This window comes from Paenalkalicoccus suaedae, from assembly GCF_006965545.2.
GTDB lineage: Bacteria > Bacillota > Bacilli > Bacillales > Salisediminibacteriaceae > Paenalkalicoccus > Paenalkalicoccus suaedae.
Map to the genome: position 1 here is coordinate 1,521,479 of NZ_CP041372.2, position 14,679 is coordinate 1,536,157.

Sequence of the window (14,679 nt, forward strand, 5' to 3'; positions counted from 1 at the left end):
GGGGGATGTCTTAGAATGACGGCTGATGTGATTTCTGGCAAAGAGTTAGCTCAAAAGAAGCGAAACGAGATGAAAGAGGAAGTAAAAAACCTTAAGGAGCAGGGTGTGACACCAAAGCTAGTAGTAATACTAGTCGGTGATGACCCAGCTTCTCATTCTTATGTTAAAGGCAAAGAGCGCGCGAGTGATGAAATTGGAATTGACTCTATAGTAGATAGAGTTGATGCGAGTATTACTCAAGAGGAGCTATTATCGAAGATCGATGCATTAAATAATGATGCATCTGTTGACGGGATTCTGGTCCAACTACCTTTACCAGATCACATCAAAGAGAGTAGCATTATAGAAGCGATCTCTCCATTAAAGGATGTTGATGGATTTCATCCAATTAATATTGGTCGTATGATGACTGGCAAGGATGCTTTTTTACCGTGTACCCCTTATGGAATTGTGGAAATGGTCAAATCGAAGCAGATTTCTATTGAAGGAAAGCACGTCGTCGTAATAGGCAGAAGTAATATTGTTGGGAAGCCCGTCGGTCAGCTGTTTTTAAATGAGAATGCCACAGTTACATACTGTCATTCTCGTACGGAAAACATGAAAGAGCTGACAAAACAAGCAGATATCCTAGTTGTAGCAGTTGGTCGTGAGCATATGGTTGATAGCTCATATATTAAAGCTGGCGCTGTCGTCATTGATGTAGGTGTGAATCGTAATAGTGAAGGCAAACTAGTTGGAGACGTCGTATTTGAAGAGGCCAAAGAGGTTGCGTCTTATATTACTCCAGTCCCAGGTGGAGTCGGTCCAATGACGATCACCATGCTCATGCAAAACACAGTGAAATCAGCTACGAATAGACTTCACGGAGGTAAGTAATGAGTACGGCTCACTTAACTGTTAGCGGACTCACTGCCAATATTAAGCGACTAATTGATTCGTCAGGTCCACTTCAAAACGTTTGGGTGCGGGCGGAGATTTCGAATTTTAAGCGTCATAGTAGAGGACATATGTACTTTTCTCTAAAGGATGACAAATCTCGCATTCAATCGGTCATGTTTGCTGGTAGCAATAAATCACTATCATTTATTCCAAGCGATGGGATGAACGTACTTGTTCGAGGAGATGTCTCTGTTTATGAACCATACGGAAACTACCAGTTTTACGTAAAAGAGATGCAGCCTGATGGTGTGGGGAATCTTTATTTAGCATTTGAGCAATTAAAGAAAAAATTACATATGGCAGGCTATTTTGATGAGGCTCATAAAAAAAAGCCGCCTAGAATTCCAGAACGCATTGCTGTTATTACCTCACCAACCGGGGCTGCTGTTAGAGACATCTTGACGACGTTAGAGAGGCGATACCCAATTGCAAAAGCGACACTTTTACCTGTTTTGGTCCAAGGACCCTCTGCACCTGAGTCGATTGCCAAAGCGATTAAGCAAGCTGATTTAGCTAACTTTGATGTGATTATTTGCGGTCGAGGCGGTGGATCGATTGAAGAGCTATGGGCGTTCAATGAAGAGATTGTAGCCAAAGCTATTTATCAATGTGAGACACCGTTAATATCTGCTGTAGGGCACGAAACGGATGTCACCATTAGCGACTATGTGTCAGATTTACGTGCTCCAACTCCCACTGCGGCAGCAGAGTTATCTGTACCTAATTTAACAGAGATGCTTGCTTTTATTTCTGACCGAAAAGCAAGACTAATTCGTTCTATGAATGGGCAGATTGAAGCCCAGTCAGAGAGGCATAAGCGTTTAGTCGAATCGTATGCGTTTAGATTCCCTAAACAGCTCATAGAGCAAAAGGAACAGGATTTAGATCGTTTAAACGAGGCGTTAATGCGTGCAAAGGAACGTTTTGTAGAAGGGCGCACCCATACATGGAGCTCTTTAACACAACGCTTAGCAGCTCTTCATCCTCAGGATCGAATCCTGCGTGAAAGTGAAAAACTGACACAGCTTCAAGTTAGATTGAAAAAGGGTATGATTGATGCGAAAAAAGAGAAAGAACATCAGTTATCCCTTCAACTCTCCAAACTAGATTTACTAAGTCCCTTAAAATTAATGGATCGCGGCTATAGCCTTGTTTACAAAGGGAATGACCTCGTTAAACAAGTTGCTACAGTGAAATCTGGTGATGAGATAGATGTACGTGTGACCGATGGTACGATAACAGGTGTTGTGACACATACTAGTAAGCTAATGGCGAAGGAGGAATAAGAGATGGCTGAGAAAGATACGCTCTCATTCGAAGATCAAATGCGTAAGCTTGAGGAAGTAGTAAATAAACTTGAGCAAGGGGATGTTCCTCTTGAACAGGCGATTGATATGTTCCAGCAAGGAATGGCTCTTTCTAAGCAATGTCATGATAAGCTTCAAAAAGTAGAGAAGCAGATGACGGAAGTCCTTCATGAGGATGGAGAGATTACGACATTTCAGGTAGAGGAGTAGAGGCATCGTGACTGCTTATTCACAATTACTGCTTTTTATTGACGAGTATAAAGAACGACTTGAATCACAGTTTGAAGGGGTAGTTGCACAACTAAATTGCCCAAGTGCGTTAAAAGAATCGATGCTTTATTCGCTTCAGGCTGGCGGGAAACGAATCCGACCAATGTTAGTCTATGCGGTGCTTAGTAGTTACAAAAAAGAGATGGAGCTTGGTGATGATGCAGCGCTTGCTATTGAAATGATCCACACGTATTCGCTCGTTCACGACGATTTACCTGCTATGGACGATGATGATATGCGTCGTGGCAAGCCAACTAACCATAAAGTGTTCGGAGAGGCGACGGCAATCCTTGCGGGGGACGCATTACTAACGTATAGTATCCAGTTAATTCGAGAGTCTAGCCGAATTCCTGACTCGCTTAAGCTTGATATTATCGGTGCGATCGTCCATGCTGCTGGACCAAATGGGATGGTAGGCGGTCAAATGGCCGATATGGAAGCAGAGAAGCAACAAGTTTCTGTCGAAGAGCTTGAAAAGGTGCATGAGCACAAGACTGGAGATCTTTTGGCGGTTGCTCTCGAAAGTGGAGCTATCTTAGCAGAGGCTTCGAATCAAGAGAGACTTACGCTTGCCGAATTTGGTCATCACATTGGACTTGCATTCCAAATCAAAGATGATATCTTGGACGTAGAAGGCGATGAAGAGGAAATAGGAAAGCCAGTAGGCAGTGACCAAGGAAATGATAAGAGTACGTATGTATCGATTCTTGGATTAGATGGAGCAAAAGAGAAATTAGCATATCACACGAAGGCTGCTCTTCATGAATTATCTAAGCTGTCTGCTGATACATCGATCTTAGAGGAATTAGCTCTATACATCGAGAATCGCAGTAGCTAATTTGTACAAAAATCACAAGCCGTGATATAATTATATAGGTGAGTGGTGCAGTATTCTAGTCGGCTCTCCATTTTCGAAAGCGAGCCTAAAAATTCGCTAAAGGGCACATCGATGAAGTTCCTAGTTTTGGCTTGGGGCGCCCAGCCTTGGGTCCTAACTGGGAGTAAAGATTGTAGGGCGATCCACAATGGCATGTGGGCGATGACCCTCCAGTCGCGGAGGCCTTTGTTTGTGGAGTCGCATCCGAGCTTCTCTATAAACAGGGGTATGAACCTGCAAATATGAGTTTCGGGAACTCGTTAGCAGCGTAGCCTGCCTTGAGTGGAGTGTGAGGGGATTACGGCATGCCAGCCGTATGAAATCATCTCTGCAAAAGAGGATAGAGAGTGATATTGAGCTGCTGAGGAAAACTCCTAGACTGTTCACTCGACATATAATGGGGATTATAGTGCGTACTAAGTGGTAATCCAGTCTGGCATTTGGTGACAGTGTCAAGGTAGGTGTAATGGGAAACCTCCATAGCGGCGACGCCGTGGTACCTGTCTGGGAAAACCTACTGGACCTAAGACGCAGTTTTTACTCATTATGTGACCACTCGCCCTTACATATGATTCTCCAAAGAGGGAATCACTATACACAAATAACCAATAAGTTATTGGTTTTAATTCGGACATAAAAAGGTATTAGTGAGTAATACGTGACTGTTATTTAAAGGTAGGCTATATAAATGAAGGATTCTCTTAAACAATCTCTTAAATGGAGCTGGATGATCGCCGTTATCACTCTTGTGTTAGCGGCTATTTTTTCTGTCATTTCAACAGCCGTATTGAGCGGTGTCTCGTGGGCAATTGGCATGGTAATTGTTCTTATTATTGTGCTTATAGGGGTCATATCTGATACGATTGGGGTAGCTGCAACTGCAGCTAATGAAAAACCGTTTCATGCAATGGCATCGGAAAGATTACCAGGAGCAAAACATGCGGTTATCATAACTAGAAATGCCGATAAGTTTTCCAACTTTACAAATGATGTTATTGGGGATATTTCAGGAATTATAAGTGGTACAGCGTCCGCTTATGTCGTTCTTCAATTAGGCCTCCAGCTAGGGTACGAGGATGGATCTACTGTACAGTTCTTAATCTCGATATTATTTACGAGTGTTGTAGCTGCGCTAACAGTTGGTGGAAAATCTGTAGGAAAAACCATTGCTATCCAATTTTCCACGCCGATCATATACCATGTGGGTAGATTATTTTATTTGTTAGAGGTAAAATTGAACATAACCATTTTTACAAAGTCTAAAAAGAAAAAAAACAAAAAGAAATCTAAAAGCAGAAAGTGAGGGATTTCCCAGTGGATTTATTATCAATTAAGGATCCAACTTTCTTAAAGGGATTAAATGACGAAGAACTAAGCGACCTTGCTCAGGACATTCGAAATTTTTTAATTGAAAAGCTATCTGTAACAGGTGGACATTTAGGTCCGAATTTAGGTGTTGTAGAATTAACACTTGTGATGCACCAATTATTCGATAGCCCGAACGATAAGTTTTTATGGGATGTTGGACACCAAGCGTATGTTCATAAGATTTTGACAGGTAGAGCAGATCAGTTTGATCAGTTAAGACAGTACAAAGGGCTCTGCGGTTTTCCAAAACGTTCTGAAAGTGATCACGATGTTTGGGAGACGGGGCATAGCTCTACTTCTCTATCCGGTGCCATGGGGATGGCTATTGCCCGTGACATGCAAGGGAAAGATAATACCGTCATTCCTGTAATCGGCGATGGTGCTTTGACCGGAGGTATGGCATTGGAAGCGCTTAACCACATTGGTCATGAGCAGAAGGATATGATTGTTGTGTTAAACGATAATGAAATGTCCATCGCGCCAAACGTTGGTGCTCTCCATTCCATGCTTGGAAGAATGAGAAGCGCTGGCAAATATCAAAAGGCTAAAGAAGACCTTGAAATGCTTCTTAAGAAAGTCCCGGCAGTTGGTGGCAGATTAGCAGCCACTGCTGAACGAGTAAAGGATAGTTTAAAGTATCTATTAGTATCTGGAATGTTTTTCGAAGAGATGGGCTTTACATATTTAGGACCAATTGATGGTCATGATATGCAGGAGCTTAAGTCAAATTTCACCTATGCTAAAAAAACAAAAGGTCCAGTGCTCATGCACGTCATCACGAAAAAAGGTAAGGGCTACGCACCTGCTGAAAATGATGCAAAAGGCACGTGGCATGGCTTAGGGCCATATAAAATTGAGTCAGGTGAAGTTGTCAAAAAGCCGGGACCACCAAGCTATAGCGGTGTTTTTGCAGAAACGATGAAAAAGATTGCGAGAACGGACGAGCGTCTTGTAACAGTTACTGCAGCGATGCCTGGAGGAACCGGATTAGACAAATTCGCTAAGGAATTCCCAGATAGAATGTTTGATGTTGGTATTGCAGAGCAACATGCGACAACCATGTCGGCTGGTTTAGCTACTCAAGGAATGAAACCAGTATTTGCTGTTTATTCAACATTCTTACAGAGAGGCTATGACCAACTTGTACACGACGTTTGTCGCCAAAACCTACCAGTTGTCTTTGCGATCGACCGAGCAGGATTAGTAGGAGCTGACGGTGAAACGCATCAAGGAGTATTCGATATTTCTTACTTACGTCACTTGCCAAACATGCAAATTGTCCATCCTAAGGATGAGAATGAGCTTCAGCATATGCTCTACACAGCGGTTATGCAAAATAATGGTCCTATAGCAGTTCGATACCCACGAGGTAACGGGTTTGGAATCCCAATGGATGAGGAGCTTCGCGAACTACCGTTAGGTAAGTGGGAGGTCCTTAAAGAAGGTGCCGATTTATCGATTTTAACATTCGGTACAATGATCCCTGTTGCTATGGAGGCTGCGGAGCAATTGAAGCAAGCGGGAATTGAAGTAGAGGTGATTAACGCACGTTCGATCAAACCTCTAGATAAAGAGATGCTTAATGAGCTTGCTCAGCAGGAAAAACCGATCATAACGCTTGAGGAAACAGCGTTACTTGGAGGTTTTGGAAGCTCCGTATTAGAGCATTTCCACGAAAATAGTTATCATTCTGTTGTTGTAGAGCGATTAGGTATTCCTGATTGGTACATTGAACACGGTAGTGTTCCCGAACTGTTAGAAGAAATCGGCTTAACGGTAGACGGCGTACAGCAAGCAGTTCACAAATTAGTACCAAGAAAGAGGCAACGAGCATAACTGATGAAAAAAGATAGAATTGATGTTTTACTAGTTGAAAAAGGATTAATGGAGACGCGGGAAAAAGCAAAGCGCGCCGTTATGGCTGGCCTTGTGCTAGCTAACGGCGAAAGAATTGATAAGCCCGGTCAAAAAGTAGATATTGAGGCAAATTTAACTTTAAAAGGTCAGGTTTTGCCTTATGTTAGTAGAGGTGGTTTGAAGCTTGAGAAAGCGATCACTGCCTTCGAGCTTGATTTAAATAAGAGAACGGTTCTTGATATTGGTGCATCTACTGGTGGATTTACGGACTGCTCTTTGCAAAACGGTGCAACACTCGTCTATGCATTAGACGTTGGGTATAACCAGCTAGCTTGGAAGCTACGTCAGCATGAGCAAGTGGAAGTGATGGAGCGAACAAACTTTAGATACTGCACAAAAGAAGATTTTCAAAAAGGTGAGCCCAACTTTGCTACAATTGATGTATCCTTTATCTCTCTGCGAATTATTTTACCCGTACTTTATACGATCTTGGCTGAAGGTGGCGACGTGGTTGCCCTCATTAAGCCTCAGTTTGAAGCAGGTCGAGAAGATGTCGGTAAAAAAGGAATTGTTAGGGATAAAAAAGTTCATGAACGAGTGATTGCAGAAGTCATTTCTTTTTCGGAGACGCTAGGATTCCATGTAAACAACCTTACGTCCTCTCCAATAAAAGGTGGAGAAGGAAATATTGAATTCCTTTTACACCTTCAAAAGAAGGCGGAGCCGTCCCCATATAATCAAGAACTGATAAAAGAAATTGTGAGGGTGTCTCACGAGTAAATAAAGAGCGATAACCTACTAGTTAGGTTATCGCTCTTTTTGCATACATACATGTTTTATCATGTAACACAAAGGATAAATAAATAATAGTATACGTGCATAATTGGTATTTAATAAGGTAATTGTATACAGAATCAATTGTATATTTATGTGATTTAATTTATACTTAATATAGGAAAAGGTGACCTCGGAGGGATGTAAAATGAATAAAGGCCAACGGCATATAAAAATTAGAGATATTATTGGAAATAAAGATATAGAAACGCAGGATGAATTAGTTGATCAGCTAAGAGAGTCTGGATTTAACGTTACACAAGCTACGGTGAGTAGGGACATTAAAGAATTACATTTAGTAAAAGTACCAATGATGGATGGACGCTATAAATATAGTCTTCCTTCCGACCAACGTTTTAATCCCCTGCAAAAATTAAAGAGAGCGTTGATGGATAGTTTTGTATCCGTTGACTTCACTGCAAACATGATTGTTATTAAAACACTACCTGGTAATGCGAATTCCGTTGGTGCTTTAATAGATAATCTTGATTGGGCAGAAATTATGGGGACCATATGTGGAGACGATACCATTCTTATTATCTGCCGTAAAGAGAATGAATCCAAACCAGTAGCAGATCGATTTTTAGACATGCTATAATAAACGAAAACGTTCGTCTATACATGTGACGAGCGTTTCTTTACGTAAATAAAGGAGTGAGGCACTTGCTTTTAGAGCTGTCAATTCGTAATTTTGCCATTATAGATGAAGTGACTATATCATTTGATGAAGGGCTTACAGTTTTAACTGGAGAAACTGGAGCAGGAAAGTCTATTATCATTGATGCCATAGGGCAACTTATTGGTGGGCGAGGATCTGTAGAATTTGTACGGCACGGGAGTAAGAGAGCGGAAATAGAAGGGTTGTTTTCGATCCAAGAATCTAGGTCTCAGGAGTTATCTCGTTTGCTCATAGATGTTGGGGTTAAATTAGATGAAGAAGAGACAATTGTTTTACGACGTGAAATGACTCAGCAGGGCAAAAGTGTATGTCGTATAAACGGGAAACTTACAACTCTTGCCATTTTAAGGCAGGTTGGTCAGCAACTTGTCGATATTCATGGTCAGCATGAACACCAACAGCTTTTGCAAACAGAGAAGCATGTGATGTTTTTGGATCGATTTGCAGAGGACGATCTTCGAGAGTCGAAGGCAGAGTATCGAGCGGTTTACGATAAATTTTTAAAGAAGCGCCAGCAGCTTACTCAAGTTTCGTCTGACGAAAAGCAAATGGCTCAAAGATTAGATTTGATCTCTTACCAATTTGAGGAGATTAAAAAGGCTGAGCTTGTCCCAAATGAAGACCAGGAGCTTCAAGAAGAAAAAAAGCGCCTTGATAATAGCGAAGGTTTATACCAGAATGTACATGGAGCCTATGACTCTTTATATGGAGATGGTAAAGGGCTTGAGTGGGTAATGGCTGCTATGAATCAGATGGAAGAAGCGGCTGAGCTAGATCCTAATTTGCAACAGGTGCTAGAGACAATTACGAGCAATTACTATTTATTGGAAGAAGCTACATATAGCCTGCGTGATTATTACGAGGCAATTGAATTTGATCCTGATCGCCTGAATACAATCGAAGCGAGACTGTCAGAAATAACGCAACTAAAAAGAAAATACGGGGAAACCGTTAATGCTGTCATTGAATACGCAACCTCTATAGAAGAAGAATTAGACACGCTCACAAATAGAGAGCAACGACTAGAGCAGTGGGAGAAGGAGCTTGAATCGATCGCGAATGATCTTCGTATTGAGGGGGAAAACTTAACTGCTATACGTAAGCGATCTTCTGTGAAGCTTCAGGAAGCTATCTCACAGCAACTGCAAGATTTATATATGAAGAACACAAACTTTGATGTTGCAATTGAGACTCGAATGAACGGGGAACTTCGTGCGGAGGATTTATTAAAACGTAATCCCTTTACTCCAAATGGAATCGATGAGATAGGATTTTTAGTTGCGACAAATAAAGGCGAACCCCTGAAGTCACTTGCAAAAGTAGCATCTGGTGGTGAGATTTCTAGAATGATCTTAGCATTAAAATCTATTTTAAGCAGACATGAAGGCGTCACATCATTAATATTCGATGAAGTAGATACAGGAGTAAGTGGACGCGTTGCTCAAGCCATTGCTGAAAAGATACATGGTTTGTCAATTGGCTCTCAAGTGCTGTGTATCACTCACCTACCTCAAGTAGCGGCAATGGCTGATACTCATTTGTTCATTTCTAAGAATGAGGAAAATGATCGAACGACAACAGATGTAAGGCCGCTAACTAATAAAGAACAAGTAGAAGAAATTAGCCGAATGATATCTGGAGTCGAAATTACAGAATTGACAAGACAACATGCTACAGAGTTGCTTGATCAAGCAAGATCATCAAAAACAGATCAAAGCTAAAAGTATGTAATACCTAAGAAAAAACTAACCTTAATTGGTTAGTTTTTTTCTATTGAATGGACTTATATTTTTTTCGTTAAAGGAGAGAGTAAAGGATAGACAGGAGGGAGGACCTTATAATGAGGCATATCGGTTGGCATGCGGCACTTATACTTGTTCTATTTTGTTATATAGGTACCCCGATAGGCGAGCTTTTTCACTTGGAGGATGATTACACAGCTGCTATTGGGGAAGCCACGACGCATACGGTGTTTGATGTATTGGAGGTTGAAAAGCCATTTAGCTTTGTGGATGATGAACTAATAAGCCTTGAAGCATCAAGCTCTAAAGCGATCTTAGGATATAAAAACATCCCTCTTAAAGAAGTAACTATACACAGTAAAGATCGACCTATCCTTTATCCAAGTGGAGCTTCCATTGGTGTACAAATCGAGATGGACGGTGTATTAATTGTGGGATTTTATTTACTGCAAGCCGATGGATCTCGTCAATTATCTCCATTAGGAGGTGGGCTTGAAGTTGGTGACAGAATCTACAAGCTTAATCAGACAGAGGTTGGGTCAGTGGAAGAAGTGATGCACGTATTGCAGGACGCAAAAGGAGATGTCATCTCGATACATATAGTGAGAGATGAAAAAGAGATGGTCATTGATGTTCCATTACAAAGAACTTCACTTGATCAAGCGAAGATTGGACTTTATATTCGTGATTCCGTTGCTGGTATAGGTACATTAACGTTCGTACAAGAAAATGGGATGTTTGGAGCTTTGGGGCATGTTATAGCGGATGGTGATACAAAGTTACCAGTACAAATAGAGAACGGGAAGGTACTTCATTCAAGAGTGACGTCAATCAAAAAAGGCGCTTCAGGGCATCCGGGCGAAAAATTAGCAAGCTTTGATCGCAAAAGTGGTTATATAGGTAGCGTGGAATCCAATACGGAATTTGGAATTTACGGACATGCCATAACGAGTGTGTTATCAAAAGTTATGCCAGACACTGGACTGCCTATCGCATTTGCCCATGAGGTGGAAGAAGCGGAGGCGGAAATATGGACAGTAGTGGAAGATGATAAAATTGAAAAGTTCACCATTGAGATTGTTTCTAATAAGCCGAGGAAGCATGCTTCCTCAAAAGGTCTCGTTGTAAAAGTAACAGATGCGAGGCTTCTGAATAAAACTGGTGGGATAATTCAAGGGATGAGTGGTAGCCCGATTATACAAGACGGCAAAATAATTGGAGCGATTTCACATGTATTCGTTAATGATCCTTCTAGAGGATATGGTTGTCACATTGAGTGGATGCTTGATGAGGTGGATGCGCTAGCATCCGTCACTAACTAGAAATTCTACTTGAGGTCATCAACCGTTTGAATACCTATGGTATACTTACCATAAAGATTATTCGACAAACGTATCAGATAAGATCGAATACTATCGAAAAAAAGAGTAAACACGAATAAATAAGAGTATTTATACGATTTTATATAAAAAATCAATTTTTTTAGAGGGATTAGGTTTGCTATGTCGAATCTAAAGGTTATAATAGGAAGAAATAACACTGGGGAGGAAATAGATGTGGGAAATGTTACCGTATGTATTGCAGATGATAATCGTGAGCTTGTGAATTTATTGGAGGATTATATTTCTCAAGAAGATGATCTAACAGTCGTAGGCAAGGCATTTAACGGACAGGAGTGCTTAGAGGTAATTGAGGATGTCCAGCCTGACGTACTAATTTTAGATATTATTATGCCTCATTTAGATGGTCTTGCTGTTCTTGAAAAGATGCAGGACATGAATCTTGCTAAAAAGCCTAATATTATTATGCTTACGGCGTTTGGTCAAGAAGATGTGACGAAGAAAGCGGTAGAGCTAGGGGCATCTTATTATGTCTTAAAGCCGTTTGATATGGATACGTTGGTCAACAAAGTACGCGATGTATCTACACAGGGGCGAACAAGTCATCGTTCGAAGCCTTCTACACAAGAAATGCGCAGAGATAATAGACCAATGAACTTAGATGCTTCTATTACAAGTATCATTCATGAAATCGGGGTACCGGCGCACATTAAAGGATATATGTATTTACGTGAAGCGATCACTATGGTCTATAATGACATTGAATTGCTTGGTTCAATCACAAAAGTGTTATATCCAGATATTGCTAAAAAATATAATACAACAGCTAGCCGTGTAGAGCGAGCGATTCGCCATGCCATTGAAGTTGCTTGGAGCAGAGGGAACATTGAGTCTATTTCAAAGATGTTTGGATATACGGTAAATGTATCGAAGGCAAAGCCGACTAATTCAGAGTTTATTGCAATGGTTGCAGATAAGTTGCGCATTGAGCACAGAGTTAGCGTATAAGACATAAAAAAGGCATCCCATTAGGGAGCCTTTTTTTATTGGCGAGCTTGTTTTTGGAATCGTGGAGCAACTTTGTTATTCTTTCTGTCTCTATGCAAAATGAATCCGCCAATGAGCCAGATTCCGACTGCAAGTGCAATAATGCCAACTAAAAATTGAATGTAAGCGGAGGGCCAAGGAGAATTGACGATATTAAATAAAGTATCTCGCATTAGCTTAATCCCGTATCCAGCTAGTATTACTGGAAGAATCGCTATTGCAAGGGCGATGAAGCGGATAAACGTCATAATAAACAACCCTTCTCTTTAATCTATACATTAATTTTAGCTGAAATACAGCGAATGAGCAAGTTTGCGTCTCGCTATAATTAAGGTATAGTTAAGGTGTGAAATAATTTGCAAGGAGGTGTTATCATGTTTACTTTTTATTTGGCTGTTGGGTCAGATACGTCATCAAATGACCTTCGATTACTGTTGACTCGCAAACCTCTAGCATTTCAAGGAATTTACGCAGAAGGCTACAATGAAGATCGTCTGCAAAAATTAGCAAAAAATTATGGTATACCTATTATACATACATTGCCTTCAGACGTAACCGATCTCATCGTTCCATTAACTAACACGATAAACTCACCTCGAATATTAAGGCAAGAGGACGTAGAGCTCTTAGTAAGAAGAGCGCAAGACCTTGATCAAATGTACCATATACTTGATTCTACTCATGATGGCATGATAGCGATAGATGCTCTTAGTCGAATAACTATCATTAACTCACGTGCAGAAGAAATGACCGGACTTTATAAAAAAGATGTAATCGGTAAACCTATACAAGACGTCATGCCATCGTCTAAGCTCCCTAGAGTAATGGCGACCGAACAAATAGAGTATAACCGTAAACAGGTGATAGGCAACGACCGCACAATCATCACAACTCGTGTTCCTATGTACGAAGGGGACACGATAACGGGTGCGCTCGGTGTGTTTCGTGATATAACTGAAATTGTGAATATGGCAGAGGAAGTGACAAATTTAAAAAGCATTCAAACAATGCTTGAAGCAATTATTCAATCATCGGATGATGCGATTTCCGTAGTAAACGAAAAAGGGTTAGGATTATTGATTAATCCTGCCTATTCCAGATTAACTGGTCTTCATAAAGATGAGGTAATCGGAAAACCTGCTACAGCAGATATTTCTGAAGGAGAAAGCATTCACATGAAGGTGCTCCAAACGAAAAAACCAATTCGAGGAGCTAGAATGAAGGTAGGCCCTAGTAAGCGTGATGTAGTTGTTAATGTTGCGCCAGTTATTGTGGACGATGAAATCAAAGGAAGCGTCGGCGTTGTTCATGACGTATCTGAAATGGAATCACTTACAAAAGAATTAGAACAAGCTAAAAAAATAATTCGTTCCATTGAAGCAAAGTACCGTTTTGAAGATATCATAGGTAGCTCGGCTGAAATGACGATGGCGATTGAACAAGCGAGAGTTGCTGCTAAAACACCTGCGACGATTTTACTTAGAGGAGAGTCGGGCACAGGAAAGGAACTTTTTGCGCATGCAATCCACAATGAAAGTAAAAGAAAGTACAATAAATTCGTGCGAGTAAACTGTGCGGCAATATCTGAATCCTTACTCGAAAGTGAGCTTTTTGGCTATGAGGATGGTGCTTTTTCAGGTGCGAAGCGTGGAGGAAGAAAAGGTTTGTTTGAGGAAGCGAATAACGGTAGCATCTTTTTAGATGAAATTGGTGAGTTGTCGCAAACCATGCAGGCAAAGCTGTTACGAGTGTTGCAGGAGAAAGAGATCGTTCGCGTAGGTGGGACGAAAACTATCACGCTAGATGTGCGCGTAATTGCAGCTACGAATGTTGCTTTAGAAGATAAAATTGAAGCAGGAGAATTTCGAGCTGACCTTTATTACAGGCTCAACCGAGCTCCGATTTCGATACCAGCCTTGCGAGATCGGAAGGAAGATATTCATGCCTTGAGCCAGCACCTCTTACTGCGATTAAATCAAGATTATGGGAGGCATGTTTATCAGCTGACAGATAAGGCGATTGCTAAGTTACATTCTTATAGCTGGCCAGGGAATGTAAGAGAGCTTGAGAATGTTCTAGGTAGGGCCATCATTCATATGAAGCTCTCTGAAACAGTTATTGAAGATACTCATCTAAGTGTCTTCCCAACGATCGCGGATGTCGACACATCAAAAAATCAGGTTCGTGTAGACGATCGAACGCTTGATGAGCAAATACAGGATGTAGAAGCAGCTATCATTCATGAAACGTTAAAACAATGTGGAGGAAATAAAACAAAAGCAGCGCAACAATTGGGTTTATCGGTTAGGAATTTATATTATAAACTTGAAAAATACAAGTGATGCAATTTATTGCATGAAAAATATTGCGCACTGTGCAATTTTATTCACGATTCTATGCTAGGAAAGCATTGCTTATC

General features: G+C 40.9%; 13 protein-coding genes. 12 read left to right on the forward strand and 1 reads right to left on the reverse strand.

The genetic code is table 11. From position 1 onward, the window contains the following. Positions 1 to 15 precede the first annotated feature (15 nt). The 11 genes from folD to spo0A all read left to right on the forward strand — a co-directional run bounded on the left by folD (position 16) and on the right by spo0A (position 12,221). Entirely contained in the window at positions 16 to 876 is an 861-nt protein-coding gene (gene folD, locus FLK61_RS08265; protein WP_176009001.1) for a bifunctional methylenetetrahydrofolate dehydrogenase/methenyltetrahydrofolate cyclohydrolase FolD, read from the forward strand. Next, positions 876 to 2,225 (forward strand): exodeoxyribonuclease VII large subunit, encoded by a 1,350-nt coding sequence (gene xseA / locus FLK61_RS08270; protein ID WP_176009002.1) that lies wholly within the window; start codon positions 876 to 878, stop codon positions 2,223 to 2,225. The genes folD and xseA overlap by 1 nt, the downstream gene beginning before the upstream one ends. 3 nt (positions 2,226 to 2,228) lie before the next feature. Continuing rightward, positions 2,229 to 2,456, forward strand: coding sequence for an exodeoxyribonuclease VII small subunit (gene xseB, locus FLK61_RS08275; RefSeq protein ID WP_176009003.1), 228 nt, complete (start codon positions 2,229 to 2,231; stop codon positions 2,454 to 2,456). A gap of 7 nt (positions 2,457 to 2,463) precedes the next feature. After that, positions 2,464 to 3,354, forward strand: coding sequence for a polyprenyl synthetase family protein (locus tag FLK61_RS08280; protein WP_249777701.1), 891 nt, complete (start codon positions 2,464 to 2,466; stop codon positions 3,352 to 3,354). A 727-nt stretch (positions 3,355 to 4,081) separates the two neighbouring features. After that, positions 4,082 to 4,696: a hypothetical protein gene (locus FLK61_RS08285; protein WP_176009004.1), complete on the forward strand. Its 615-nt coding sequence runs from the start codon at positions 4,082 to 4,084 to the stop codon at positions 4,694 to 4,696. An 11-nt stretch (positions 4,697 to 4,707) separates the two neighbouring features. Then, entirely contained in the window at positions 4,708 to 6,597 is a 1,890-nt protein-coding gene (gene dxs / locus FLK61_RS08290) for a 1-deoxy-D-xylulose-5-phosphate synthase (protein WP_176009005.1), read from the forward strand. 3 nt (positions 6,598 to 6,600) lie between these two features. After that, positions 6,601 to 7,398, forward strand: a complete 798-nt coding sequence (locus tag FLK61_RS08295) for a TlyA family RNA methyltransferase (RefSeq protein ID WP_176009006.1) — start codon at positions 6,601 to 6,603, stop codon at positions 7,396 to 7,398. A gap of 202 nt (positions 7,399 to 7,600) precedes the next feature. Next, positions 7,601 to 8,050 carry a transcriptional regulator AhrC/ArgR gene (gene ahrC, locus FLK61_RS08300; RefSeq protein ID WP_176009007.1) on the forward strand — a complete coding sequence of 150 codons (450 nt, stop codon included), beginning with the start codon at positions 7,601 to 7,603 and terminating at the stop codon, positions 8,048 to 8,050. Positions 8,051 to 8,115: 65 nt separating this feature from the next. Further along, the gene (gene recN / locus FLK61_RS08305; RefSeq protein WP_176009008.1) at positions 8,116 to 9,852 is read left to right on the forward strand and encodes a DNA repair protein RecN; all 1,737 of its coding nucleotides are present in this window, start codon (positions 8,116 to 8,118) and stop codon (positions 9,850 to 9,852) included. A 119-nt stretch (positions 9,853 to 9,971) separates the two neighbouring features. Next, entirely contained in the window at positions 9,972 to 11,195 is a 1,224-nt protein-coding gene (gene spoIVB / locus FLK61_RS08310) for a SpoIVB peptidase (protein ID WP_176009009.1), read from the forward strand. Between the two features lie 234 nt (positions 11,196 to 11,429). Beyond that, positions 11,430 to 12,221 (forward strand): sporulation transcription factor Spo0A, encoded by a 792-nt coding sequence (spo0A, locus tag FLK61_RS08315; RefSeq protein WP_176009010.1) that lies wholly within the window; start codon positions 11,430 to 11,432, stop codon positions 12,219 to 12,221. Between the two features lie 35 nt (positions 12,222 to 12,256). Here spo0A and FLK61_RS08320 read toward each other — a convergent pair whose 3' ends face one another. Then, positions 12,257 to 12,508 carry a DUF2627 domain-containing protein gene (locus FLK61_RS08320; RefSeq protein ID WP_176009011.1) on the reverse strand — a complete coding sequence of 84 codons (252 nt, stop codon included), beginning with the start codon at positions 12,506 to 12,508 and terminating at the stop codon, positions 12,257 to 12,259. Between the two features lie 126 nt (positions 12,509 to 12,634). On the opposite strand from FLK61_RS08320, the gene FLK61_RS08325 reads away from it, so the two are divergent. After that, the gene (locus FLK61_RS08325; protein WP_176009012.1) at positions 12,635 to 14,602 is read left to right on the forward strand and encodes a sigma-54 interaction domain-containing protein; all 1,968 of its coding nucleotides are present in this window, start codon (positions 12,635 to 12,637) and stop codon (positions 14,600 to 14,602) included. Positions 14,603 to 14,679: the final 77 nt, after the last annotated feature.